Source organism: Micromonospora sp. PLK6-60, assembly GCF_019890675.1.
Lineage (GTDB): Bacteria > Actinomycetota > Actinomycetes > Mycobacteriales > Micromonosporaceae > Micromonospora.
The window spans coordinates 192,870-218,342 of sequence record NZ_JAIOAA010000001.1; the positions used below are offsets into that span (position 1 = coordinate 192,870).

At 71.6% G+C, this 25,473-nt stretch carries 15 protein-coding genes; 6 read left to right on the top strand and 9 right to left on the bottom strand.

Annotated features, from left to right (window positions below; translation table 11 throughout):
- Positions 1 to 2: 2 nt before the first annotated feature.
- From K7640_RS00735 to K7640_RS00745, 3 genes are all read left to right on the top strand, one after another.
- Entirely contained in the window at positions 3 to 1,496 is a 1,494-nt protein-coding gene (locus K7640_RS00735) for a long-chain fatty acid--CoA ligase (RefSeq protein ID WP_222952681.1), read from the top strand.
- Positions 1,497 to 1,751: 255 nt separating this feature from the next.
- Positions 1,752 to 2,678 carry a hypothetical protein gene (locus tag K7640_RS00740; RefSeq protein WP_222952682.1) on the top strand — a complete coding sequence of 309 codons (927 nt, stop codon included), beginning with the start codon at positions 1,752 to 1,754 and terminating at the stop codon, positions 2,676 to 2,678.
- Positions 2,679 to 2,846: 168 nt separating this feature from the next.
- Positions 2,847 to 3,236, top strand: a complete 390-nt coding sequence (locus K7640_RS00745; RefSeq protein WP_222952683.1) for a hypothetical protein — start codon at positions 2,847 to 2,849, stop codon at positions 3,234 to 3,236.
- A 2-nt stretch (positions 3,237 to 3,238) separates the two neighbouring features.
- Here K7640_RS00745 and K7640_RS00750 read toward each other — a convergent pair whose 3' ends face one another.
- From K7640_RS00750 to K7640_RS00775, 6 genes are all read right to left on the bottom strand, one after another.
- A complete protein-coding gene (locus K7640_RS00750; protein WP_222952684.1) occupies positions 3,239 to 6,676 on the bottom strand; it encodes a DUF5663 domain-containing protein in 3,438 nt (1,145 codons plus the stop codon).
- 212 nt (positions 6,677 to 6,888) lie between these two features.
- Positions 6,889 to 7,743 carry a hypothetical protein gene (locus K7640_RS00755; RefSeq protein ID WP_222952685.1) on the bottom strand — a complete coding sequence of 285 codons (855 nt, stop codon included), beginning with the start codon at positions 7,741 to 7,743 and terminating at the stop codon, positions 6,889 to 6,891.
- Between the two features lie 142 nt (positions 7,744 to 7,885).
- Entirely contained in the window at positions 7,886 to 8,845 is a 960-nt protein-coding gene (locus K7640_RS00760; RefSeq protein ID WP_222952686.1) for a DUF559 domain-containing protein, read from the bottom strand.
- 281 nt (positions 8,846 to 9,126) lie between these two features.
- The gene (locus K7640_RS00765) at positions 9,127 to 9,747 is read right to left on the bottom strand and encodes a DUF6642 family protein (RefSeq protein ID WP_222952687.1); all 621 of its coding nucleotides are present in this window, start codon (positions 9,745 to 9,747) and stop codon (positions 9,127 to 9,129) included.
- A 209-nt stretch (positions 9,748 to 9,956) separates the two neighbouring features.
- Positions 9,957 to 10,190: a hypothetical protein gene (locus K7640_RS00770; RefSeq protein WP_222952688.1), complete on the bottom strand. Its 234-nt coding sequence runs from the start codon at positions 10,188 to 10,190 to the stop codon at positions 9,957 to 9,959.
- Positions 10,191 to 10,332: 142 nt separating this feature from the next.
- The gene (locus K7640_RS00775) at positions 10,333 to 11,340 is read right to left on the bottom strand and encodes a serine protease (protein ID WP_222952689.1); all 1,008 of its coding nucleotides are present in this window, start codon (positions 11,338 to 11,340) and stop codon (positions 10,333 to 10,335) included.
- Positions 11,341 to 11,697: 357 nt separating this feature from the next.
- On the opposite strand from K7640_RS00775, the gene K7640_RS00780 reads away from it, so the two are divergent.
- From K7640_RS00780 to K7640_RS00790, 3 genes are all read left to right on the top strand, one after another.
- Positions 11,698 to 12,537: a helix-turn-helix domain-containing protein gene (locus tag K7640_RS00780; RefSeq protein ID WP_308042381.1), complete on the top strand. Its 840-nt coding sequence runs from the start codon at positions 11,698 to 11,700 to the stop codon at positions 12,535 to 12,537.
- Between the two features lie 67 nt (positions 12,538 to 12,604).
- Positions 12,605 to 13,186, top strand: a complete 582-nt coding sequence (locus K7640_RS00785; RefSeq protein ID WP_222952691.1) for a dihydrofolate reductase family protein — start codon at positions 12,605 to 12,607, stop codon at positions 13,184 to 13,186.
- A gap of 78 nt (positions 13,187 to 13,264) precedes the next feature.
- Positions 13,265 to 14,047, top strand: coding sequence for a DUF6585 family protein (locus tag K7640_RS00790; protein ID WP_222952692.1), 783 nt, complete (start codon positions 13,265 to 13,267; stop codon positions 14,045 to 14,047).
- Positions 14,048 to 14,057: 10 nt separating this feature from the next.
- Here the strand turns inward: K7640_RS00790 and K7640_RS29850 are convergent, their stop codons facing one another.
- From K7640_RS29850 to K7640_RS00805, 3 genes are all read right to left on the bottom strand, one after another.
- The gene (locus K7640_RS29850) at positions 14,058 to 15,605 is read right to left on the bottom strand and encodes a plasmid pRiA4b ORF-3 family protein (protein ID WP_255607722.1); all 1,548 of its coding nucleotides are present in this window, start codon (positions 15,603 to 15,605) and stop codon (positions 14,058 to 14,060) included.
- Positions 15,606 to 16,042: 437 nt separating this feature from the next.
- Positions 16,043 to 16,480 (bottom strand): hypothetical protein, encoded by a 438-nt coding sequence (locus K7640_RS00800; RefSeq protein WP_222952693.1) that lies wholly within the window; start codon positions 16,478 to 16,480, stop codon positions 16,043 to 16,045.
- Positions 16,470 to 25,337 (bottom strand): DNRLRE domain-containing protein, encoded by an 8,868-nt coding sequence (locus tag K7640_RS00805; protein WP_222952694.1) that lies wholly within the window; start codon positions 25,335 to 25,337, stop codon positions 16,470 to 16,472. The genes K7640_RS00800 and K7640_RS00805 overlap by 11 nt, the downstream gene beginning before the upstream one ends.
- Positions 25,338 to 25,473 lie beyond the last annotated feature (136 nt).

Below are 25,473 nucleotides of genomic sequence, written 5' to 3' on the forward strand. Positions count from 1 at the left end.
CGATGAGCAACCTCGCGTCGATCCTGACCCGTACGGCCGACCGGCACCCGGGGCGGCCCGCGCTGCGCCTCGCCGACCGCACGGTGACCTACGCGGAGCTGGACGAGGCGTCCGCCCGGTTCGCCGGCTACCTCCGCGCGCGCGGGGTGCAGCCCGGCGACCGGGTGGCGCTGATGCTGCCGAACGTGCCGGAGTTCGCCACCGTCTACTACGGCATCCTGCGTGCCGGCGCGGTGGTGGTGCCGATGAACCCGCTGCTGCGCCCCCGGGAGGTCGACTACTACCTGGCCGACTCGGGCGCCACCGGCATCCTCGCCTGGCACACCACCGAGCAGGCCGGCGTCGACCGGTCCGACGCGGTCAGCATGGTGGTCGCCCCCGAGACGTTCACCGAGGCGCTCGCCGGGTACGCGCCGGTGACCGAGGTCGCCGAGCGGGCCGGCGCCGACACCGCCGTCATCCTCTACACCTCGGGCACCACCGGGCAGCCCAAGGGCGCCGAGCTCACCCACGACAACCTGCGGCGCAACGTCGAGGTCAGCACGGCGACCCTGCTGCGGCTGGGCCCCGACGACGTGGTCTTCGGCGCGCTGCCGCTGTTCCACTCCTTCGGCCAGACCATCGCGCTGAACTGCGCGGTGGGCGCCGGCGCCTGCCTGACCCTGCTGCCCCGCTTCGACGCCGCCCAGGCGCTGGAGATCCTGGTCCGCGACCGGGTCACCCTCTTCGCCGGCGTACCCACCATGTACGCGGCGCTGCTCGCCGCGGCCGGGACGGACGAGCCGGACCTGTCGGCGCTGCGCACCTGCGTCTCCGGCGGGGCGGCCCTCCCCGTCGAGCTGCTGCGCCTGTTCGAGGAGAAGTTCGGCTGCGTGATCCTGGAGGGCTACGGCCTGTCGGAGACCTCGCCGGTCGCCTCGTTCAACCACCCCGACCGGCCGCGCAAGCCGGGCACCATCGGCACCCCGATCGAGGGCGTCGAGATGGACGTCCGCACCGCCGACGGCACGCCCGCACCGACCGGCGAGGTCGGTGAGATCGTGATCCGTGGGCACAACGTCATGAAGGGCTACTGGCAGCGGCCGGAGGCCACCGCCGAGTCGATCGTGGACGGCTGGTTCCGCACCGGTGATCTGGGGGCGCGGGACGCCGACGGCTACTACCGGATCGTGGACCGGACGAAGGACCTGGTGATCCGGGGCGGGTTCAACGTCTACCCGCGCGAGGTGGAGGAGATCCTCTACGAGCACCCGGCGGTGGCCGAGGCGGCGGTGCTCGGCGCCCCGCACCCGACGCTGGGCGAGGAGGTCGTCGCCGTCGTCGCGCTGCGCCCCGGCGCCGCGGCCACCCCCGACGAGCTGCGCGAGCACGTCAAGGGGCAACTGGCCGCGTACAAGTACCCGCGCCAGGTGTGGATCGTGCCGGCCCTGCCCAAGGGCCCGACCGGCAAGATCCTCAAGCGCGCCATCGTGGTCCCGCCGCCGGACGCGGCCTGACCCACACCGACACCCGTCGCGGGCGGCTCCGCACCAGCCGCCCGCGACGGGGCACTCTCCCCCGGCGCCCCGGGGCGGACCCGTCTCGGCGGGCGTCGCAGGGCCGGGAACCCCGCGCCGCGCGGCGACCGGCCGGGCCGCCGGCCGGTTGCTACCGTGACCTGACCGGCCCGCACGCCGGCCGGCGATCCACCCCTCGTCGCACGACTGCCGCCCACGCCCCTCGCCGGGGTCGGACGGCACGGGAGGGGTGCCATGACCGAGGCGACCGGCCCCGAGCCGCCGGCCGACGGGCGCCCACGGCCGCCGGGCACCGACCAGCCGGCCCCGGGCACGCGGGCGGCGCTCGCCCGCAAGCTCAGCCGGCGCTGGCGGGCCACCCGGTCCCGCGTGCTCACCGCCTGGCAGGAGCTGGTCACCGACGTACCGGCCAGCCCGCCGCCGCCCCCACCGGCCCCGGTCACCACCGAGCACCGGGACGGGTCGGGGCAGATCGTGGTGCCGGCCCAGGGGTACGTCTTCCACTTCACCGTCCGCGTCACCCTCACCTGGTCGGCCCCGGACATCCGCCCCGACCTGCTCGGCTGGCACGTCCAGCAGTTCCGCGCCGAGACCATGCTGCGGCTCACCCGGCTCGCCACCCGGGAGGCCCGCAAGCTCGCCCCGCACCGGGCCGGTGACCTGGAGGTGGCGCTCCAGCGGGCGATCGGCGACCAGACCCCGTGGCGTTACCGGCGCGGCGACACCGTCATCACCTGCCGACCGGACGTCTGGGTACGGCTCGACGAGCGGGTCCGGGCGGCCCTGGAGCCGTACTGGGAACAGGTGGTCCGGCTCGACGCCCAGTACGACGTGCAGCTGCGCCGGGCCCAGCTCGCCGAACGGCTCAACCGGCGCTGGGTCGAGATCCTGGAGGAGATGGTCGACGGGCCGACCTGCGACGACGTCGACCGGGAGACGAGGGAGCACCTGCGGGACGCGGTGCGGCAGATGACCGAGGACGGGCAGGCCGCCGCGGAGTGGGGGCGGGAGCTGCTGGCGCAGCGGCAGCGGGACCGGGAGGTGTTCTGGCCGCTGTTGCAGTTCGACGGGCCGGGGTTCGGGGCGGGGCAGGCGGGGTCGAACGAGGAGACCGGTACGGCGGGCGAATCCGACGCGGAGCCCGCCGACCCCGCGGCGTGAGCCCGTCCTCGATGTGTGGTTGTGCCGGCCGGCATTGGCGCTCGCCGGTGGCGGCCGGGTCGCCCACCGGCCCGCCCACCGGGCGAACGGCCGGGTCTTTTCCCGGCACAGCCCGAGGGTGGACCTGCCATGGCAGTATCGCGACCAGCGAGACCGACAGGAGGAGCCATGCTTCGCCGCACCAGTCACGCCGCGTTGGCCGTCTGCTCCGTGGCCATCGGCTCGATCTCGGGACTGCTCGGCAACTATCTCGTCGGGGGCTTCCGCAGGTCCCTGCTCATCGGATTCATCGCCCTGGTCCTCATCTGGGCCGTCCTCGAGGGGATTCGCGCCATGACATCGCCGGGCAACAGCCGCAGGATCGCCCGAGTCAAGCAGACCCTCGGAGTGGTGACCGGCGAGGCCGTCGGCGCCGACGGCGTTCCCGCGGACACCGACCTGGCCGTCGACCAGTCAGCCGATCACCTCGGGACCGGCGGCCGGCTCATCGGTCTGCGGGTCGACGCGCAGCAGCTGGACCGGCCCGGGCAACGCGGTAGCGACAACCACCCCTCGTAGGCTCAGGCGTTGTCGTGCTCGCCGGAGCGCTGCCCCACCATGTTCACTCCGTCGGAGTGTCGAGCGAACCTGCGCAGCGCGGGAAGCAGCGCGGTCGTGGCCACCTGACTTCCCGTCACCGACGCGGCAAGTTCGTACGCCGTGGTGAAGGCCGCACCGGGCAGGTCGTTGACGGACGCCAACAGGTGAAGATTTGCCAACTGCGCCAGCCGCAGGGGCCGATGGCTCGCCGTTTCGGGGGAGAGTTCGACCGCCTTGCTGGCGGCCGACAGCGCCTGCTGGAGGTAGTCCTGCTGCGCCGGCCCACGGCGCCACTTCTCCAGTAGCCACACGGCGTGGATGTCGTGGGCCAACGCGGAATCCTGCATGTCGACTCGCCCCACGATCTCGGCTTGCACCGACAGCAGGCGGTCAAGGTCTCCTGGTTGCTCATAGTCGTTGTCGTCGTGGGACGGGCGGCCGCGCAGCCGTCCGATCAGAGCGTTGGCGAGTCCGAGGAGGCGATCGGTGCGGTTCGGATGGTCGTCGTCGGTAGCCTCGACGGCGCGCTGCCCGGCCTCCACGGCTTCGTGGATGTCGAGAGCGCTTCCGGGGCCGCCCCGATCCCATCGGGTCCTGAGGGAAAGGTTGTAGTCCGCAAGGGCGGCGGCGAGGTCTTCAACGCCCGGGCGCCCGATGATGCCTTTCCGCAACGCGATGAGCCGATCCAGATCCTCCGGCTGCTCGCCGTCCGTGTCGATCCGCTCCAGGTACAGATTCGCCAGGCCGCCCATCCGAGGCGTCAACTCGGGATGCTCCGGCGGGGTCAGACCGACGGCCTGTTCGAAGCAGGTGATCGCAGCGTCGAGGTCGGCGCCACGAGTGGCCGGGTCCCGCTGCCACCGGCGTCCCTGCCAGTACCCGTACACGGTCCAGGCCTGCGCCGGATCCGTCAGATCAGCCTGAGCGACCAGGTCCTTCTGCACCGCGAGGAGCCGATCCAGATCCTCCGGCTGCTCGCCGTCCGTGCCGATCCGCTTCACGTACAGGTTCACCAGCCGAGCCAGGTAGGGCACCAGGTCAGGGTCCTCCGGCGAAGTCAGCTCGACGACTCGCTCGCAGGCCATGATCGCAGCATCGAGATCGGCGCCACGAGTGGCCGGATCCCGCTGCCACCGGTATTCCAGCCAGAACCCGTACACGGCGAACGCCGCCGCCGGATCGTCCAGATCAGCACGGGCGATGACGTCGGCCTGGAGGGTGAGGAGCCGATCCAGATCCTCCGGCTGCTCGCTGTCGGTGCCAATCCGCTCCGCGTAGGCATGCGTCAGCCCGTCCAGGCGGGTCGTGAACCTGGGGTGCGTCGGCGGGGTCAACTCGACGGCCCGCGCACAGGCCGCGACCGCGCCGTCAAGGTCGGCGCCGTGGGTGGCCGGATCACGCCGCGCCCGGCGTCGTCGCCAGTATCCGAACACGGCATGGGACAACGCCGGATCGGCAAGGTCAGCACGCGTGAGGATCCTTTCCTGCACCGCGATCAGCCGATCCAGGTCCTCCGGCTGCTCGCCGTCCGTGCCGATCCGGTCAGCGTATGCGGTGACGAGTATCGACATCCGCTCGGTCAGGTAGAAGTCATCCGGGCTGGAAAGGTCAATAGCCTGCTGATAGGCGTCGATGGCCCGGTCGAGCAGATCGGCGGATCGGCTCACCCGCCACCGCTTCCGCAGCTCCAGGCCCAGGTCGAACAGGCCGGTCACCGCCTTGGCCTCCGGTCGCCAGCCCTCCAGTACGAGCCGCCAGATGGCACGGATCTCGTCTGCCACCGTCGACTCGTACGACGGGTGGATCCGCTCCAGCAACTCCAAGGCGGCTTGTTCATCGCGCCGGCTGGCCAGGCCCTCGAACTCGTCCAACTGCCGGTCGGTCATCGTGCTCGCCAGCCGCTTACCGACGCGGAGCTGAAGCTCCCGGTCGATTCGGGCCGACAGGCCGGTGAGCGGCACCGACCCGGCGATCCCCACCTCGGCCGGGCTCAGGTGGCTGAGCCGCTCGACGTAGCTGAGCCAGTGCCGGAACATGTGGGACCTGTCGCCGGGCCTGGCCGTGTCGAGCAACTCGACGTCCGCCGCGATCCGCAGACATCGTTGCAGGCTTGTCGACTGCCGCACCGTGCCGAGGTCCAACTCGGCGGCGGCGAGGGCGTGGGGCATCACGTAGATCGCCGCGTAGTTCCCGGCCCGGGTCCAACCGTCGCGGCCGAGCTCCAGCGCCAGGTCGGCGAGCAGGTCATGGGCGTCCCGCAGATGTGCCAGCTCATAGCCGCCGTCAGCGATCCAACGCCCGAAGTCGCCGTGCCAGAACTGGAATGCCCCGTGTGGTCCCCGAGCGATGAGCGCCTGGAGGTCACCGAGCAGCCGTGCCAGCCCGGCTCCGTTGGTCCGCAGGGCCGCCGCCGCGACGTCTTTCGGCAGGGTGGTGCCGACGTCCTGCGCCGCAGCGATGAGCGCGATGAGGCTCACCGCGTCCGGCCACCGGTCACCCAGGCGGCCACGGGCCCGTTCCAGTGCCTCGCGATAGACCTCGGCGAGGGACCGCGGTGCGGTGAGGGTCAGCGGGGACCGCTTCCCGTTGGCGAAGTCGTCCCTGATCGCCAGCCCCACATAGAAGGCCCACACCCACACGCCGGCCGCACTCTTCGCGATCTGTCCGGCCAGCCGCTCCCGCTCCTCCTCCGGCAGGTCGGCCAGCAGGACAGCGCAGTATCGGCCCAGGTCATCCTCGTCGGACTCGTCCGGCTGGGCGAGATCAACGACGACGGGTGGGCGAAGCGGCGTCACATCGATCGGCACCTCGGGTTGGCTGGCCAGGACGAGGCGTAGTCGACCGATCCCCCGGTCGCCGTGCGGCGCACGGCTGACGGCGTCGGCGAGTCGCGACACGACCGCGAGGAAGTCGAGGGCCTGCTCACGAAACGCCTCGTCAAGTCCGTCCACCACCAGCACCAGGGGTGGCCCGGAGGGGAGGGCGGCGAGCTGTGGCAGCACGCTCTCGCGGAAGTCTCCCACCGGATCCTGATTGAGCAGGTACGCGGTGATGAGCTGACCGACTGCCTGGGCCCCCGGCGCCATCGAACCCACGTCCTGGTGAATCAGCGTCGACGGCGTCACGATGGTCGGCGCCGGACTGGCGACCAGTCCGAGCAGTTCGGCCTTGAGGGCACTCCAGGACAGCTCAGCGCTGCGGTTACCGCGGAGGTCCCGCAGGATCGACCCACCGAGTTGCGGACCGCTCTCGTCACTGTCCCCGAGCCGGAGGCACAGGTGATGGAGGAACCGGCTCTTGCCGGTGCCCGGGCCACCGGAGATCACCAGAACGCGCTTGTCCCCGTCCTGACCCGACAGCCACCCTTCGATCCGCTGTTGCAGCCACGGACGTGAACTGAAGAACGTCGGGTCGGTCAAGGCGCTGGTCATAGGCCAACGGCCCGCTGTGGCAGCCACTCCATCAAGGACATTGTCGGAGCGTAACGACGAGGTTGCCGGCAGCACCATCCTACGATGGACGATCTGGGTGAGCGCGTTCGGTCACGCAGCGCCTCTCATCGGTGCTGGTGGACGAACGGCCCGTTCCGGCGCGGTCGACCTACGCACAGGCCGACCGCCCGGAAGCCGGGTCAGCGACCGGCGGAGAGGGTCTTGCAGTCCGTCTCGTCGGGCAGCAGCGGCCGGAGCGTGACCGTCCAGCGCTTCCCGCCGGAGGTCCACGGGGTTGCCGTGTTGGCCTTGGCGGCGGCGTCGATCACCTGCCGCACGGCCGGACCGGTGACCGTCACGCAGCCCAGTTCGAGGCCGTCACCGAGGCTGGCGCCGGGCAGCGCGGGGCCGGGCCAGGGCACCTCGACCTGGTGCTGATTCTCCTCGGTGGCGACCCACGGCTCGGCGACGGCCGCGACGACGGCCGGCTGGTACGGCTGCGTCGTGGCGCCCGTCGGGTTGATCAGGCGGTCGGCGAAGGCGCGCAGCTTGTCGCGGGCGGCCCGCTGCTCGGCGGTGAGGCCGGCCTCAGGGCCGGTCGCCTCGTGGAGGGCGTAGACCGTCAACTCCTCGGTGCCGACCGGGCCGCGAACGGTGAACCGGGTGGTGGCCACGTCGGTGATCGGCGGGGTACCCAGATCGGCGGTGCCACCCACCCCGGCGGCGCGGGCCTGCTCGACCAGCTTGGTCACCTCGCCGGCGCTGAGCTTTCCGACCTGGATGTTGGGCAGGGCCGGGCCGGGATAGATCGCGGGGACCGGCCCCTGGCTGACCACCCGACCGTCCCCGTAGACGCTGACCCCGGGAAGTCGAGTGGCCACCACGGCGGGCGGCACGAATCCACCGGTGTAGTCGATCCGGATCACCGGCACGTCGGCGGGGTAGGAGGATTCGCCGGCGCCGTCCGCGGTGCCGGGTCCGACCTGCTGGGCGCAGGCAGCGGTGAGCAGGAGCAGCGGAACGAGGGCCGCCCACCTGCCTCGAATGTTGGTCATGCCACTTCGACGCAGCAAAGAACCAAACGGCTCCCCACGCCCCCCACCCGCCCGCCCCGCCCTGCCCCGCCTTGCGGATCGGTGATCGTTGGCAGCTGAGCTGTGTTGGCCTCGGCGTGTCGAGCTGCTCAGGGCTCAACGATCAAGGCAACCGGGGTGCCCGGCGGGTGGCGAGGATGGCGAGGGTTTCGCGGCGTACGTCGGCGGTCTCGTGGACCAGGCGACGGTGGGCGAAGCGGACGACCAGGATGCCGAGGGCGGCCAGTTGGGCGTCCCGGCGCAGGTCGATCTCCCGTTGGCGGGCATCGCCGTGGGTGGTGGCGCCATCGAGTTCGATGTTGACGCGTTCCGCTTCGGCGTACAGGTCGAGATAGACGGTGCGGGAGCCGAGCCGAATGGGAACCTGTCGGAGGAACACCGGCATGCCGGGACCGGCGAAGACCCGCTCGTGCCCCCAGATCTCCAACGGGCTGCGGCAGCCTTTGGCGAGTCTCCCGAGCAACACCCGCAACGCCGCCCGGTCGGCAAGCTTCGGTGCGCTGCCAAGGGCCGCCGCCAGCCGCTGCGGCGTGGTCAGCCGGGCGTTGAACGCCCCGATGACCGGCGCCCGCCGCTCTCCGGGCGGCAGGAGCGGCCAGGAGTCGACCAGGGTCGGTTCGACGCGGGTGACCGCCACGGATTGCCGGACCATCACGTGCGGCGGACCGATCGTGAAGCCCCAGCGCCGGTGCACGGCCACGCCCGGCCGGCTGCGGAGGCTGACCTCGGGCGGCACGCTCAGGTGCAGCAGCTCGCCGGCCACCGGCCGGCGCAGTCCCCACACGGCGAGGGCGGTGAGATGGCTGAGCGCGCCACGACCGCCGGCCCAAGAGAGGAGCGCCCGGCGGCCCAGCTCGTTGTCGAGCCGCCTGATGGCTGGCGCGTCGACCGGCGAGCGGTCCGTCAGCAGTTGCGCCCCCACGTACACCTCGGGCAGCACCCGCACCAGCTCACCGGTGCGGACCGCATGCTCCACGGTCCACTCCGGCACGACCTGGACAGCAGCCGCCCGAGTCACCAGGCCGCCGCCCCGCACCACCAGCTCCGTCAACACGGGATTCACCCCGCCGACGGTGTCGGCCCGCCACCGCGTCGGCAACCACTGCCGCCTGGCCTGTGGACAGCCACCCCACCTGTGCGCAACCCACGCCACCCAGTCGCGACGTGCTATGGAACGCCTATTGATGGCCGCTCAGCAGTAGGTCTGCGGGCGCGTCGTACCGCCTCGCTGCCAACGATCAAGCAGCCACCGCCAGCGCCGTGTCGGACAGGGGCTCGAGGTGCTCGATCAGTCAGTCGAGCCCACTCGACACGAATTGGCCGAGCGGGCCGGTGGCGGCCCACTCACGCCAGGACGTCCGACTCCGCCCGTCGCGGGGACGGCACGCGTGGACGTGGACCGTTCCGATCCACCAACCGGAAGCCGAGGTGCTGGGCCAGCGGCGCCCAGCGCGATGAACCCACCAACTGCTCGACACTGTTGGACTTCTGGCCGTTGGCCAACCGGTTGATGAGCACCGTGTCGAAGGCCGACGACTCCACCCAGTCGATGGTCTTGGTGAAGCCGCAGACCAGTGACGCGCCGGTCCGCTCGGCGATGTCGGTGAGGGCGGCGTCCGGGAGCCGCAGGATCGAACCGCAGTCGAAGTAGAGCTTCCTGCCCTCGCAGCGGCCCCGCAGCCAGCTCACCAGCTCGGTCAGCTCCACCTCGTTCCGGTTGGACAGGTGCAGCCGACCGGGCGAACCGTCCACCGCGAAGATGCCCACGTCGTATGCGGTGTACTTCCGGGACAGCCACTGGTCAAGGTAGTAGCGCAGCTCGCCGGGGGTCGCCACGTCGCGGTGGATGAAGCGGATCTGGCCCAGCCGCTCCAGCAGCTCCAGCGTCGGCAGCACTGAGCCGCGCTCCTTCAGGTCGTCATGCCACTGGCCCTCCAGGCAGAAGACCCTGCCGGGCTTGTCCACGTCGTACCTCCTCGGCCGCCCCCGTCACGATACCGAAAGGCATCGATGGCAAATGACCTGGCGACTCTCGGATAAGGCCGGCATCGGGCCCCACCACCATCCACCCATTGGTATCCGGGCAGTGCCCGGCCCGAATCGGCACGGACAGCCCGGCCGCGCTCGCGGCGGGCCTGTCCCTGATCCGACCCGAGCCGAGCCGTACCCGATCTTCAGTCGGTGGGCATCGGAGCCGGTTGGGCGCTGGCCATCCGAGTCGGATCCCAGTACGAGTCGTCCGGAACGGGCAGCTCGGTGCTTGTCGTGCCCGCGTCGGCGCCGCTGCTCGCCGGGGCCGGCGACTGCTCCTCCGGCCCGGCGCCGAGGGTGGTCACCACCCCGACCGCGACGGCCACCACGATGACCGCGACGGCCACACCCGCCGCCGCAACCCAGCGCGCCTTCATGTCTCGCCCCTCTCCGTCGACACGCTCCCGCCTGCTCAACTGTTCCCCGGCAGGGCGTGACGATCTGCTGGTTGGACGTGCGCCACCCCCGACCGGATCCACCGGATCGCGGTCGGGGGCGGCGTTCACCCGGTCGGGTGACTCAGGTGCGATTCGCCACCGAGTTGAAGACGTCCATCACGGCGGTGTCGAAGTACGAACTCTTGTTGACCCCGCCGCTGCCCAACGTACTCATGATTCCGTTGACGTAGCCCAGGGAGCCGTTGTAGAGCCGTAGCCAGACCGAGCCGCTGGAGCCGCCGGTGAAGCCGCAGTTGAGGGCAATCTTGTTCTCCTGGAACGGCCAGATCCCCGGCCGGTAGGTGGTGCCCTGGCAGTACTGCTGCCACCCGCCGTCGTACGGCGGCGCCGCCGGGTAGGCCAGAATGGTGACCGCCTGCTCATAGCTGTAATTCACCGAAAGGCCATTTCCGCCGACCACGTCCACCGGCCGCTGACCCGAGCCGTTCGGCCACATGGTGATGTAGGCGACGTCCCGGTCAAGGTTGCTGTCGTTGATCCAGGCATTGAACGTTGTCAGATACTTTGCCGACCACCGGCCGTACGGTTCGGCACCGTAGTTGTAGTAGGGGATGAAAATCCAGTTCTGCATCCACTGGCCGCCCCTGCCGCCATGCACACAGTGCCCGGCGCTCATCACGAGCAACTTGGAACCGCTGTTCACCGTGCCCGCCGAGCAGACGTAGTTCTTGCCGTCCGCCGGATTGTAGAAAAACACCTTGCCGACCGAGGTGGAGGCGTTGACCAGGGTGGAGATCGGGCCGGCGGCCCGGCCCTTCGGGCCGGCCGTCGCCTTGGGCGCGGCGGGCGGCACGGACCGGGCCGCACCGGTAGGCCGCAGACCCGCGCCGGAGGTCGCGCCGGCCTTCTCCACCAGCACGTCCGCCGACCTGGCGGTACGCAGTCGCTCCGGCGTCCAGTAGCTGCTGGCCTGGTCGGCGACCCGCAGTCCGCTCGGCGCCGCGGCAGACGTGCTCGCGGCCACCGTGCTGACCGAGACGTCCTTGGCGGTCGCGGCCGGGGCCGCCTGGGCGGGGGCGGCGCCCGACAGGGCCAGCGCCGTTACGAGTCCGACAGACGTGGCGACCATGGCCACACGTCGGAATTCCGGAAGATGCATTCCACTCCTCCCACAGATGGCATCGGCACCCTTCTAAGTGCCGGACACAGCATGACCGCTGTCGTGACGGAGCGGAACCATCCGAGTGCGTCCGGTAGCTGTCGCTGTTTTTGTCATCGGCATGACTCAATGCGGCTCGTCACGATGCAACGTTTCTTCGGTGACGCAGATGCGACCATTGGCGGCGTACTCGCGCAAAAACCAGATCTACAAGGCGTTCCGGGCGGCCGGACGCATGACGCGGGCCGTGGCGCCGCTGGCCCATCCCGCCGCGCGATGCCGGCGGGGCGTCGGTGCTGCCGGCGGGGCGTCGGCGATGCTGTGGGCGTGGAGTACGTGTCCCGAGTGCCGCGACCGCCGCTGGACGAGCTGATCGACGACCTTTACTACCTGGAGGGAACGTCCCCGTACGCCCGGCTGACGCTGCCGCCGATGCCGGCGGCGTTGCTCATCGTCAACCTCGGACCGCCGTTTCGCATCCGCGCCGGCACCGACATCGAGCCGGCCGAGTACGCCGACGGCTGCGTGGTCACCATGCCGACCCGCGCGCTGGAGTTCGGCTACCCACCCCGCACCCGGTCCGTCGGCGTGCACGTCAAGCCGTGGGGGCTGGCGCCGTTCCTGCCGATGCCCGCGGCCGAGCTGTGTGACCGGCCGGTGACGGTGGAGCAGGTGTGGGGCCGGCCTGCCGCCGCTGAGCTGCGCGACCGGCTGGCCACGGCGGACGGACCGCACGAGATGCTGACGCTGCTCGAGGAGGAGCTGATGCGACGGCTGTGCGAGACCGCCGGCCTGGGACTCGTCCGCCACACGAGCGGCGTCCTCGCGGCGACCAGCGGGGCGGTGGCGATCGGCGACCTGAGGGTGGCAGCCGGTGTCAGCAGCACTCATCTCGCGCAGCGGTTCAGGGAACTCATCGGCGTCACGCCGAAGCGGCTGGCCCGCACCTACCGCTTCGCCGCCACCGTGTTCGCGATCAACCCCGCCGAACCGATCGACTGGGGCGACCTCGCCGGCCGCGCGGGCTACTTCGACCAGGCCCACTTCGGCCACGAGTTCCGGGCCTTCACCGGGCTCACGCCGACCCGGTACGTCGAGATCCGGCGGCAGTTCCTGCGCGAGCATCCCGGCCACGTGCTGGACGGCTGGCCGCTGCCGGCCGATTGATTTCGTACAAGAACGACAGCTCACGACGCGCCAGTATGGGGGCATCCGGAAAGCAGAGGAGAGCTCCGTGGGCAAGGTGGTCATGTACGGCTCGGTGTCGGTGGACGGCTTCGTCGCGGACGAGAATGACCAGCCCGGGCCGCTGTTCGACTGGTTGACCGGTGGTGACGTGCCGTTGGACTCCAGCGGCGTGGTGAAGGTGTCGCAGACGTCCTACGACTACACCCGGCCGTACTGGGACCAGATCGGGGCGACGATCGTCGGCCGCCACGTGTTCGACATGACCGACGGCTGGGACGGGAAGCCGCCGGGCGGGGTCGACCACGTGGTCGTCGTGACGCACCGGCCGCAGCCCGCGGGCTGGGCCCCCGAGGCGCCGTTCCACTTCGTCGACGGCGTCGAGGCGGCGGTGGCCAAGGCGCAGCAGCTTGCGGGTGACCGCATCGTCGAGGTCGCCGCCGGCGACGTCGGTGGCCAGGTGCTCGCCGCGGGCCTGGTCGACGAGGTGCGGATGGACGTCGTACCCGTCGTGTTCGGGTCCGGCAAGCGTTACTTCGGGTCGGTGCACGCGCAGCACCTGTTGGCGGATCCGGACGTGGTGATTCAGGGCAGCCGGGTGCTCCACCTGCGCTACCGGGTGCGCCGTTGACCGATGGAGTCCACTGCCCACACGACAGCCAGCCCTAGTCGGACCCCTCGTATTGATGCGGGTATCTATCTTCGGGGGATGACGCGGCTCGCGATTCCCCCGACGATAGCCCGCACCAGTGACGAGATCGGCTTCGGCGCGGTCGAAAAGATCTATCGGCCCTACGTGCTGCGTCACGCCGTGGCGGCGGCCGGCGTCCTCTGCATCGCGGGCCTGGCGGCCTTGGCGGCGTTGTCCGCCACCCGCTACGTGTGGATCATCTGGCTGGTCTTCGCCGTCCTGCTGCTCGGCGTGTTCTGGGGGATCGGCGACGCCTGGCGGTTCTCCCGGCGCCGCTACTACCTGTGCGAGGGCGGGCTGCTCGTGGCGGCGGACGTTACCCGCTTGACCCGCACGATCGCCTGGGACCAGGTCGCGGAGCTGTGGCGCTACCAGACCCGGGTCTACAGCGAGCACGGGCCGCAGTCGTTCCACCGCTGCCGGATGCGACTCGTCGACGGCACCCGAGTCAACCTCGAAAAGCCGCCGCTCGCGGGCGGCGATCAGCTGAGCCAGACGATCGAGGAACGGGTGACGGCCGTCATGCTGCCCGCCGCTCTCGCCGTGCTGGAGGCCGGCGAGCGCCTGCCGTTCGGGCCGCTCGTCGCGACGCCGGCCGGGCTCACCACCGGCCAGGGCGTGCTCGCCTGGGCCGACCTCCACACCGCCAGGGTGAACCGGCTCCGGATCCGGCTCGCGCCCACCGGGCCGGGGCCGTCCATCTCCGTGCGGGTGCGCACGGTTCCCAACGCCCTGGTGCTCATCGGGCTGGTCCACCGGCTGGCGCCGCACGCCACCATCCACTTCGACCGTTCGGTCTGATTCACCCGTCCTAAGGCCTGCCCTGAAGGGCGGCGGTCACCGCCTTCGCGTCGAACGCGGCCGGGTCGAAGGCGGCCCGGTCGGCCAGGTCCAGCCAGTCGAGGCGCTCCCGGTGCTCCGGGTGGGTCGGGTCGCCGAGGATCTCCACCAGTTCGGCGTACCCCCACACGCCGCCGCAGTCCTCCGGTGGCCCGGCCCGCCGCCCGCCGACGCAGCGCGGGTACGCCACCGACGCCGACCGGTCCAGGACCTTCTCCACCAGGACGTCGTGCTCCCAGCCGTCGCCGAAGTCGTAGGTGTACCGCAGCTTGTCCCCGGCGGCGGGCGCGACCTGTTCCAGGGCGACCCGTGACCCGGCGCGGTGGCCGAGTTCCGGGTCGGCGCGGCGGCTGAAGGCGCCGTGCGGGGTCTCGAAGGCGTGCAGGTGGCTGTCGGTCCAGCCGAAGGCGACCTGGATGAGGTCGTGCAGTCGGGTGAGGCTGACGTCGGCGGGCACCTCGAGCCGCCGCCAGATCGGCGGGCGGGCGCCCCGCAGGCTCACCTTGAGCTGATAGATCGGCGCGGGGCCGTCGGACCTCTTCCGCTTCGGCGGCAGCTCGGCGGCCCGGCGCGGGGCCGGTACGGCCCGTCCGCTCGGGGTCGTCGCCAGCAGGTCGAGCAGGCCGAAGACCCGGGCGGCGTCCGACTCGTCGTGCTTGTAGTTGCGCCGACCGCGCCGGGTGGCCGGCAGCGCCCGCAGCCAACTGCGCAGGAGCAGGGCCAGTGCGGCATAGCCGGGGCCTTCCTCCTCGAGGAGTTCGTCCAGCGGCTCGCCGTCGCGGTCGTGGTCGGCGCGGGCGTCCAGCGCGTCCTCCACGGCACGACGGAAGTCCGCCGGCGGCATCGGCTCCGGCACGACGTCGGCGCCCTCGGCGCGCAGGTCCGCCAGCAGGGTTGCCCGGGCCCGGGCCCAGCCGTCCGGGTTGGCCAGGACGATGTCGTGGGCGGCCCCGCACTCGGCGTCCTCGAGCGGGACGAAGATCGCGTGCGGCCGGCCCGCCCGCTCGAACCGGGCCATCAGCACGATCGCCGCTCCGTCCTCGGCGTGGACGAAACGGTGGCACTCCTGCGCGTCGATCGGCACGTCCAGTTCGGCGAGCCAGGGCGGCGCGTCGACACCGGCGTCGGCCAGCCGGCGGGCCGCTGTCGCGGCGGTCCGGCCCGTCTCGCCGCCGGCCACCGCGGCGATCCCCGACAGCATGGCCCGCGCCGCCGGGGTGGCCTGCGACTCGAAGTTCGGCACGAACTGCTCCCGCAGCGCGACGTCGGCCTCCGGGCCCATGGCGGACACGACCGCCAGCAGCATCGCGGCGGTGATCTCCACCTCGACCGGGTCCTGCACGGCGTCGACGTCGATCGCCTCCGGCAGCAGGTCACCCACCTCACCCGATGCGGGCAGGGGGTCGACGCAGAAGGGGCAGTCGCACTCCTGGGGCTCGCCGACCACGACGAGCGGCGCGCCACCGCGGCCCGATCGCTTCCTGCCGTTGCGTCGCCGGTTCCGGCTCACTGGGCTCATGCCGAGCCAGTGTGCCCAACGCTCCGCCGGCTCGGGCTGCGGCACGCCGGCTGTCCTCGGCCTGGTGTCCACCTCCCCCGCCCGGCGACAGGCGTCGCGCGCGACGAAGACGCCCCGACACACGGCACCGGCGAAGGAGGTCGTCACCCCGGCGCGTCCACCCCGCCCGCCGCGATCCGCTCCAGCGCCGCCGGCGTGCCCAGCTCACCCCGCGGGTCCGGATGCGCCTGATAGAAACCCAGCGCGTGGTAGACGGTCACCGCGTCGGTGGCCAGCCAGAAGGCCGGACCGCCCGAACGGCAGCAGCCGCGACTCGAAGGTGCCGAAGCGGCCGGTGTGGCGCCGCATCCGGGTGTCGTCGGACAGGTTCGCCGAGCGGGCGGGCCACCCGACGAGGAATACCCCGATCGAGTGGCCCGCCCTGCCGCGCGCCGCGCTCAGGTGAGCTGTCGGACCAGTTCCGGCAGCTCGGGCAGCGCCTGTCGGACGGCCGCCGCGAGGGCGTCGACCTGGCTCGTCATCGCCTCCGGCCCGGATTCCCGGGTGACCCGTCGCAACCGGGCGGCGAGTTCCGCCCCGTCCGAACGGCGCTCGACCGCCTGGACGAGATGCCACCGGACCTTACGGCCCGTCCCGTCGACGTAGTACCCGCCGGGTCGGGCGCCGTCGGCCGGCGTACCGACCAGGGCGAAGGCGGCGGCCTCGACCCAGTCCAACTCGACTTCCACGAAGACGTCCGGCAGGAGGTAGGCCAGCACGGTGCGGTCGCCGTCGCTCTCCCGGGTGCGGCCGGCACCGGATTGCTCCACGAGGAAGCCGAACTCCGTCTCGGCGTGCCGCTCGATCCTGTCCCGCTGGGTGGTGTCAGAAATCAAAGCCCGGAACACCTCCATCCAACTTCCCGAACCGCTCGAAGACCTTGCTGTAGTTGGCGTAACCCGAGGTGACCCGCCGCTCCATGTTGTAGAACGGGCTGGCCGCGCGACCCGCCGCGCGACGGGCGAAGTCCGGACCGATGTCGATGATCTCACGACCGGACCGCATCGCATCCTTGATCATTCTCTCGTTGCGGCGCATCCCGAGCGCGAAGTCGAACGGGTCGTTCTTCCACGGCCGGTACGCGTGCCCGCCCACCTGCTTGGCGTACTCCTTCACTCGGGTCATGTTCTCGCCGATGATGAGCGGCGCCTTTCCGCCGCCCGCGCCGGCCGCCTTGAGCCCCTTGGCACCGCCGGCTGCGCCGGCCAGCTTCAACCCCTTGGCGCCCCGGCCACCGGGTACGAAGGCCGCGGCCGCCCACGCGCAGTTGCCCGCGCCGCCCTCGGTGCCGCACTTGTATACCTCGGTGGCGCCGACGATCGGCTCGGCCTTCTCCTCGAACTTGGTCCAGCCCTGGTAGACGTCGTACAGGGCCCAGTCGGGGTTGTTGACCGTCTGGTTGTCGACGTCGTCCAGCTTGCGTTTGATCTCCTTGCCCCGGTCACCGAGCCAGCTGAGCGCCTTGTCCTTCAGCGACGGTTCGGCTTCCGGCTTGGGCGGGCTGGCGGTCACCGCCCCGCCGCCACCGCCGTCGGCGGTGACCATGTGCCCGTCGGACTCGACGTAGCTGATCGGGTTGCCGCCGGCCAGGGCGTACCGGTTCTGGGTCAGCGGGTCGAGGCCGAGCCCCAGGTCACCCAGCGCGCTGGCGAAGGCGTCCTGTTGGAGGAACCGGCCGGTGTCCGGGCCGAACCGGCGGGCGCCCATGTCGTACTGCGGTTGGGCGGTCGCCGAGGCGGCGCTGCCGGAGTCCGCCCGCCGGCCCGAGTAGCGCATCGGGTTCAGCGGCGCCTGGGCGTCGGTGTCCCCCGCGGTGAGCGACTCCTTGTCGGTGGACGGGGAGTCGGTGCCGCCGTAGGCGCTGTAGCCGTACGACGCCTTGACGTTGCCGGCGTCGTCGAGGAGCTGGGAGACGGAACCGTGGACGTCGGTGCCGTAGCTGTACGTGTCCTGCGCGCCGGTGGCATTGGTCTTGTCGACCATGCCCAGCCGGTGGCCGTACGCGTCGTAGCTGTAGGACTTGGTCTTCGGGTTGTCGCCGCCGGACTGCTTCTCCTCGGTGACCTGGCTGCTGAGCCCCTGGTAGGTGAAGGTGGTGGTGCGGTCCTTGCCGGTGCCGACGTGGTCCTCGGTCTCGGCGGTGGTCCGGTCCAGCGCGTCGTAGACGTACGTGGTCAGGTCGGTGCGGGTGCCCCCGCTGTACTGCTGGATCGTGGTGATCCGGTTCAGGTAGTCGGGCGTGTAGTCGGCGATGACGTTTGCCGACGGCGTGTCGGTGCTGTTGTTGCAGTCGGCCTGGCTGCCCGCCGCGAGGGTGACGCAGTCCTGGGTGCCGTACGGGTCGTACCAGTACTTGGCGGTCACCCCGCCGACCGTCACGTCGGTGAGCTGGTTGCCGGTGTAGCGCTGGGTGGTGGTCTGGCCGTCCTTGACCTGGGTGGTCACGTTCCCGGCGCGCACGGTGGTGTCACCGATCAGCTTGCCGGGCTCGTCGAGGGTGTAGTCGTTGCTCTTGCCCGCGCGCAGCTGCTCGCGCAGCACCCGGTCCCGGGCGTCGTAGGTGTAGGCGGCGTCGCAGGGGGTGGCCGACAGGCAGCTGGTGGCGGTGCTGCCGGTGCCCCGCTTGAGCACGTAGCGGTCGGTGGTGCGGTTGCCGTTGACGTAGACGCCGTTGCCGTCGAGGTAGCTCACGTCGTGCGACTCGGTGACCGTGCCGGCGCCGTTCTTGGTCACCAGTTGCCGAAGTTTGCCGTTGTCGAAGTGGGTCCAGGTGGTGGTCTGCTTCCTGGTCCAGGTGGCGGGGTCGGCGGTGCAGGACGATCCGGCCCGGTAGGTGTCGCGCTGCTTCTCCTCGCCGGTGCCCCAGAAGGTGGTCACCACCCGCTGGTCGTCCTTGCAGGCCGAGTCGGTGCCCAGGTCCAGGTGCTCGGTCAGCCAGTCCGCCGCGTCGTAGCTGAGCTGGTAGCGGCGGGGCGCCCTGGTCTCCGTCCCGGCGTCGTTCTCCTCGCCGTTCTCCCGGCGCAGCGTGGTGTTGCCGTTGCCGTCGTAGGCGTACTCGGTGAACTTCCAGACGCTGTCGCCCTCCTTGCGGTGGCTGGTCCGGGCGATCTCGTCGAAGCCGTTGAAGGTGGACCGGGTCTCGATCGCGCGTTCGTTCCTGTCGGCGACGCCGCCGACGTCCTTGGACCAGATCAGGTTGTTGTCGGCGTCGTAGCGGTAGGTGGCCGGCTGGCCGTTCTGGTCGCTGCGCGACTTGACCAGCCCGTCCGGGTGGAACTCCCAGGTCATCCGGCGGCCGGTGTCCAGGGTGCCGGGGCTGGCCTTCAGCTCGGGCGTCCGCTGGCTCTGCTGCCCCTTCGCGGTGTAGTCGAAGTGCGTGCGAGGGTTGGCCGGGTCGTCCGAGGTGCGGATCCACCCCGGGTCGAAGTACTCCATCACCGTCTTGGCGGTCGTCGCGACCTGCGTCGCGTCCGACTGGGTGACCGGCAGGCTGGTCCAGGCGAGGTTGCCGTTGCGGTCGTACGCCCGGTGGGCGTACTGCCGTTCGGTGCCGTCCCGGGAGTCGTACGGCAGGGTGGTGCGGACCAGTCGGTTCGCCGCGTCGTAGGTGTTGACCGTGACGTACTGGGTCCACGGGCCGGTGGCGCCGCCGGTGTCGGCGCCGCGGGGCGAGATGACGCGGGACTGGTTGCCGTTGCGGTCGTACTCGATCCGGGTGGTGACGACCCGGCTGCCGTCGAAGCGTTCCCGCTGGACGATCGGCTGGTCCCGCTGGTCGTACTCGGTCTCGCTGCGCCGGATCCGGCCGGTGGTGATGTCCGCCTCGACCGATCGCACGTTGCCGTTGTCGTCGTAGCCGGTCCGCTGTTCGTGGCCCAGCTCGTCGCGTTCCGCCACCCGCTGGTGCGCGGCGTCGTAGTCGTACTCGGTGGTGTAGGTGGCGTTCGCCGGCCCGTCGCCCGGGCAGGTGATCGTCGCCGACCCGGCCCGGGGCGAGGTGACCGACCGCAGGTCGCCGGCGATGTCGTAGCACATCTGGGTGACCCGGGACTCGCTCGTGGAGGCGCCGTACTCGACCTGCCTGACCACCCGGTCGAGCGGGTCGTAGCCGTACACCGTGGCGAAGTCGTCGACGGTGCCGCTGCTCTGCACCCCGCGCGGCTTGGTGACCTTGGCGGTCCGGCCGGCGGCGTCGTACTCGATCCTGGTGCGTTCGCCGGCCGGGTCGGCGCTGGTGTCCGGGCCGGTGACCAGGGTGGCCCGGTCCATCGCGTCGAAGGTGGTGGTGGTGATCGTGCCGGTGCCCGGGTCACCCGCGGCGGTGCCGTAGTGCGGCGCGATCTCCCGGGTCACGTTGTCGTTGGGGTCGAAGGTCGCGCCGGACCAGAGCAGGGTGCCCCGGTCGGTGGCGGTGGATTTCGGCGCGCTCTGCCGGCCGAGCCGGCCGAACGAGTCGTAGTCGAACCAGCTGCGGTAGGCCCGCACGTCGGTGCCGGAGTCACCGGCGTGGTTGGGGTCCTGGAGCCACTGCACCTGCCCGTCGAGGTCGTACCCGATGGTGGTGGTGTTGCCGAGCGGGTCGCGCACCTGGGTCGGCTGCCCCGACGGGTGGTACGACGGGTAGGTGGTGGGCGGGTTGCCGTTGGCGTCGCGCACCGCGGACAGGGTGCCCGGGTTGGCCGAGCCGGCCAGGTGGTAGTCGTAGTCGGTGACCGCGCCGGTCGGATCGGTGACCCGGTCCACGTTGCCGGCCGCGTCGTAGCTGAAGGTGGTCCGGTAGTCGGTGTCGTCCGCGGTGGTCGCCACGCCCTTGGGGGTGGTGACGCTGGCCAGCAGGCTGAGGTGTTTGTCGGTGTCGGCGGCGTCCACCGCCTGGTCGAGGTAGGCGAGCACGGTCTTCTTGCCCAGCTGGTCGGTCCGGCTGGTCGGGTAGCCGTTGGCGTTGTACGTGTAGCTGGTGAACCTGCCGGTGGGCTCGGTGACCTGGCTGACCTTGTAGTCGGTCGACCACTGGACCGCGGTGGCCTGGTTCGTCGGGTCCACGATCCGGGTGACCTTGCCGGTGGTGTCGTAGGTGTACCGGGTGACCCGGTTCAGCGGGGCGGTGACGGTGGTGATCCGGTTGGTCAGGTCGTAGGCGTACGAGGTGCTCTGGCCGTCCCGGTCGGTGCGCGACTTGAGCTTCCACCGCAGTTGGGCGCCGTCGCTGGCCTGGTAGTAGGCGAACGTGGTCTCCGCGCCGCGCGGGTCGCGCACGCTGTAGAGGCGGGTGGACTGGTTGGGTGTCTTCGGCTCGGGGTCGACCCGTTGGGCGCGGTCGGGGATGGCCGGCCCGGCCCCGTTGCTGGTGGTGTAGGTGAAGACGAGCGAGCGGTCGGCGAGGAAGCTGCCGTCGGCGTTGCTGCCGCCACGCTGGGTCAGTCGCAGCAGGTTGCCGTCGTCGTAGTAGTCGAAGTCGAGCTTGCTGCCGGAGTGGTCGGTGACGGTCCGGATGTTGCCGCGGACGTGCGCCCGCTTGGCCTCGTCCTTCGACCAGTAGTCGATGACGAACGACCGGCCGCCCGGGTCGGTGACCTTGGTGATGCGTTTCTTCGGCCCGCCCGGGTCCTCGCCGGGTGGGGTGTCCTCCAGGCTGTAGGTGATCCGGTTGCCGTTGCGGTCCTCCACGCTGGTGGGGAAGCCGTCACCGTCGAAGTAGTAGGTGACCTTGTCCGGCCGGGTGAACGCCCAGACCCGGTTCGGGTCGCCGGTGAGGCTGCGCAGGTGGAGGTTGACCCCGGGCGGCTCCTGCCAGCGGGTCACCCCGTCGGCGCCGAGCACCCCGTCGAAGTGGTGGGTGGTGCCGTCGCCGTCGGTGAACTCCACCCACCTGTTGGCGCGCCCGGAGATCTCGTCGGCCTTGTTCGGGTGGATGTCGATGGGCTCACCGAGCCGGGTCAGGCCCGAGAGGGAAAGGGAGAAGTTGTTTCCCGCCGGGCCGCGGGAGTGGTCCTCGAGCGAGTTGTAGGTCAGGTCCGCCATGGTGGACAGGCCCCGGCCGGGTGAGAAGAACGGCGTCCAGCGGGCGAGCAGGTTGCCGTTGGCGAGGTTCACCAGTTCCGAGGCGCCCGCGCCCAGCGAGTCGCCGTCGTACTGGTAGTAGCGCTCCAGGCCGAGCTTCGTGGCCAGTGCCTTGGCGACGATGACCGGGTTGTCCAGCGGCGGGTTGCCCCTGGCGGAGAACCAGGTGGCGCTGGCCGGGTCGTAGACGTCGATGCGCAGTCGGTAGGTGCCCTGCTGCACGCCCGGCGGCAGGGCCGGCGGGTGGATGGTGAGGGGGAACGCCCGGGTGGCGTTGGCGGCGAAGGTGGCCGGGAAGGTGGTGGCCGACTTCCCCTCGAACAGGATGGCGCCGTTGGGCGCGTACCACCGGTACCAGACCTGGGCGGTGCTGTTGGTCCAGGTGGCGCCGCTGGTGTTGGTGACGTTGACGGTCGGGCAGTAGGCGTTGGCCGGGCAACTGGGCGGCGGGGTGCCGCCGTCGTCGCGGGGCGCGCCGGACAGTGCGCGGTTGAGGCTTCCCCCGCTGGTGCCGTCGGGGTTGGTGGTGCCGGCGTACGGGTCCTGGACGGGCACGCCGGAGGCGACGTTCTCGGTCATCGCCGTCGGGGTGACGTCGTCGGTGGGGTCGGTGGGCGAGTTCAGGCTGAAACCGGCCTTCATGGTGGTGGCGCCGGTGTTGGTGACGGTGACCGTGGCGGCGGGGGTGACGGTGACCAGGCCGGAGGTGTCGGTGACCGACGCGGTGACCTGGTGGGAGCCGTTGAATGTCGGCGCCAGGGGGTCGAGGGTGTTCCAGGTGATCGCGTACGGCGCGGTGGTGTCGGGCGCGCCGACCCGCACCCCGTCGACCAGGAACGCCACGCTGACCACGCCCCGGTCGTCGGTGGCGGTGGCGGACAGGGTGACCGCCGAGCCGCCGACCGAGGCGCCGTTGGCCGGTGCGGTCAGCGCGCCGGTGGGGGGTGCGGAGTTGTCGACGGTGACGGTCACCGGCGCGGAGGTGGTGACGTTGCCCGCGTCGTCGGTGGCCCGCGCGGTCACCGACCGGGCGCCGTTGGCCACCGCGCCGGAGTTCCAGTCGAGTTGGAACGGCGCGGCCGTCGCGGTACCGACCGCGGCGCCGTCGACCAGGAACTCGACAGTGGTCACCTTGCCGTCGTCGCTGGCGGCGGCGGCCAGCCGGACCGCGGAGCCACGCACCGTGGCGGCGGGTCCCGGCGCGGCCACCGACACGGTCGGCCCGTTCGCGGTGCTGCCGTCGCGGTAGGAGACGGTCAGTTTCGGTCGCAGGCTGGCCGAGCCGGCGTAGTCGTCACCGGCGTAGCCGACCTTGCCGTTGACCTCCTCGTTCGGCGTCTTGAACAGCACTCCGTTGTTGGGCGCGGTGCCCCGGACCCAGTCCTGCACCAGGCCGGTGACCGCGAAGGTGTCGAAGACGCCCTCGACGGTGGCGGGCACGGCGACGCCGGCCGTCACGGCCGGGTCGAAGTCACCGCCGGGGGACGTCCAGTTCTGGCCGGCCTCGGTGCCGTCCCAGCTGGCGCCGTCACCGGTGCACGCCCCGGCGCCGGAGCCCTCCTTCCACGGGCGGCTGGCCCGGTGCGCCTCGACGGTGGTCGCCGACATCGAGCCGTAGAGCCGCCACATCGACAGGGTGGCGCTGCTGATGGTGGCGTCCGGCGGGATGTCCCGCAGGTCGAACCGGACCGCGCCGCGCCAGGTCGGGTAGGTCAGGAACTTGGTGTTCGGCACGCCGCCGACCCAGACCGTCGGGTCGGCGCCGTAGTTGGCGCAGCCCCGGCCGGGCGAACCGTCGTCGCGGGTGCTGGTGTAGAGCGTCGTGGCGGCGCCGTCCGCCGGGCCGGGTTGCAGGACCTTGGACGACAGGCCCACCGCCGGGAGGGTCACCGTCCGGCCGGCGGACACCCCGCCGCTCGACAGATCCTTGATCTTGTAGGTGAAGGTGGCGCCCGCCGCCGCGGTGGTGTCGCGGTAGCTGGTCTGCGCCGGGTCCTTGACGGTGGCCACCAGGGTGGTCGGCGACGGGGTGAAGCCGGCGGTGGTGCCGCGGTGCACCTCGTAGCCCGCGGTGGACGGGGTGTCGGCCGGTGTCCAGGTCAGCTCCGCGCCGTTGGCGTGCAGCGTGGTGGGGGTCCGCAGCGCGGGGGCGGCGAGGTTGTAGGTGACGTCCAGCTTCGGCTGGGCCGTGAGGTTGGAGCTGCGGCGGCTCGGCGGCGTGGGTCCGTTGCTGTTCGGCGTCTCGGTGCGCCGCTTGACCAGCAGGCCGTAGTTGGGTTGGGTGCCGCCGACCCAGCCGGCCACCGCGCCGGTGACCGACCAGGACATCCAGCCGGCCGGGGCACCGGCGGCCAGGGTGTACGACCCGAGCGCGGTCGCGTCGTAGGTGAGGCTGGTCGCCGGCGTGGTGATGGTCCACGGGGAGGTGATCCGGTGGGCGTCCATCAGGTGTGACACGCCGCCGCAGCCGGAGAGGAGGCAGGACCCGTCGAAGTAGAGCCCCAGCTTCGCGTCGGTGACCTGGGCGCCGGCCGGGACCGCGTCCAGGTCGAACTGGACCGCGCCGCGGTAGGTGTTGGTGTCGGTGCCGATGTAGAGCTTGCCGTGGGTCCACGGTGCGGTGCTCGTGCCGGCGAGGAAGGTCGCGTCCTCGACCGCCGGCTGGACGGTGAGCGTGGGGTCCAGGTGCACGGGGAACTGCCGGCCGGGCGCGCGCAGCCAGGCGGCGTCGAGGCTGAGCGTCAACGCCAGCCCGGCGCCGTCCTGGGCGACGGCCAGCTTCGGCTTGGCCGCCCTGGTCGCGTCGGCGCCCCGGGACTCCAGCACGGTGGGTGCGTCGAGCACCACCGGCGGGCTGCTCAGGCCGGCCCCCTCGACCAGCCACGAGCCGTCCGGCCGCCGGTGCGCGGAGATGGGCGCGCCGTCGTCCGCCGGCGTCAGCCGGAACCGGTAGCTGGTGGCCGAGTCGGGGCCGGCCAGGTCGATGGTCTCCTTGACGCCGGTCGGTCCGACCTCGTACCGCAGGTCCGCGCCCGGCCAGGCCCGCCGGTAGGTGATCTGCGACCCGGCCCGCTCGGCGGGTCGGGTGGCGGTGCCCTCCGCCCGCATCCGCAGCCGGCGGTCACCGACCCGGAACTCCACCAGGTCACCGCCGGCGGTCCCGGCGAACCGCGCCTCGTAGGCGTTCGCGCCGCTGCGCCAGGCGAAACCGTCCTCGTCGACGGGATGCAACGTCGGGTCGATCCGGCGCATGGTGCCGTCGGACGCCCGGTAGTTGACCGGGGTGGAGTACACGGCGGTGCGGTAGGAGCCGTCGGCGTTGCGCCGGGTGATGGACGTGACGGTGTTGCGCTCGGGCAGCTCCCCCACCGTCGGCGCCGGGACGGCCGGGCGCTGGGCGACCGGAGCGGTGCGCAGGCGGTGGTAGAGGTTCCCGACCAGCACCATCGAGGCCAGCACGGTGAGCGCGACGACGACGGTCAGGACGGTCGAGGCCCGGGACCGGGCCGGACGCGCGTCGCGGGGGGTGCGCGTGCGGCGGTGGCCGGGTAGACGAGCGGCCGACGCCCGCAGGCGCCGGCCGAGATGGACGAGGTGTCGACGACAGGACATGCCGAACCGCGGATCTGACATCCGGGACTCCCAGCTGTGGGGTGGGCAGGGCATGAGCGACCACGACACAACTGGGACGGTGACCGGCCGGCCCGGTCACCGTGCGGAGTTCCCCCGTGCGGTGGCGGAACGTCCCAGGCAGGCGACGATCCACATC

Coding starts and splice junctions, on each gene's coding strand:
- K7640_RS00735 (WP_222952681.1), top strand. CDS start 3: ATGAGCAACCTCGCGTCGATCCTGACCCGTACGGCCGACCGGCACCCG.
- K7640_RS00740 (WP_222952682.1), top strand. CDS start 1,752: ATGACCGAGGCGACCGGCCCCGAGCCGCCGGCCGACGGGCGCCCACGG.
- K7640_RS00745 (WP_222952683.1), top strand. CDS start 2,847: ATGCTTCGCCGCACCAGTCACGCCGCGTTGGCCGTCTGCTCCGTGGCC.
- K7640_RS00755 (WP_222952685.1), bottom strand. CDS start 7,743: ATGACCAACATTCGAGGCAGGTGGGCGGCCCTCGTTCCGCTGCTCCTG.
- K7640_RS00770 (WP_222952688.1), bottom strand. CDS start 10,190: ATGAAGGCGCGCTGGGTTGCGGCGGCGGGTGTGGCCGTCGCGGTCATC.
- K7640_RS00775 (WP_222952689.1), bottom strand. CDS start 11,340: ATGGTCGCCACGTCTGTCGGACTCGTAACGGCGCTGGCCCTGTCGGGC.
- K7640_RS00790 (WP_222952692.1), top strand. CDS start 13,265: ATGACGCGGCTCGCGATTCCCCCGACGATAGCCCGCACCAGTGACGAG.
- K7640_RS29850 (WP_255607722.1), bottom strand. CDS start 15,605: ATGAGCCCAGTGAGCCGGAACCGGCGACGCAACGGCAGGAAGCGATCG.
- K7640_RS00805 (WP_222952694.1), bottom strand. CDS start 25,337: ATGTCAGATCCGCGGTTCGGCATGTCCTGTCGTCGACACCTCGTCCAT.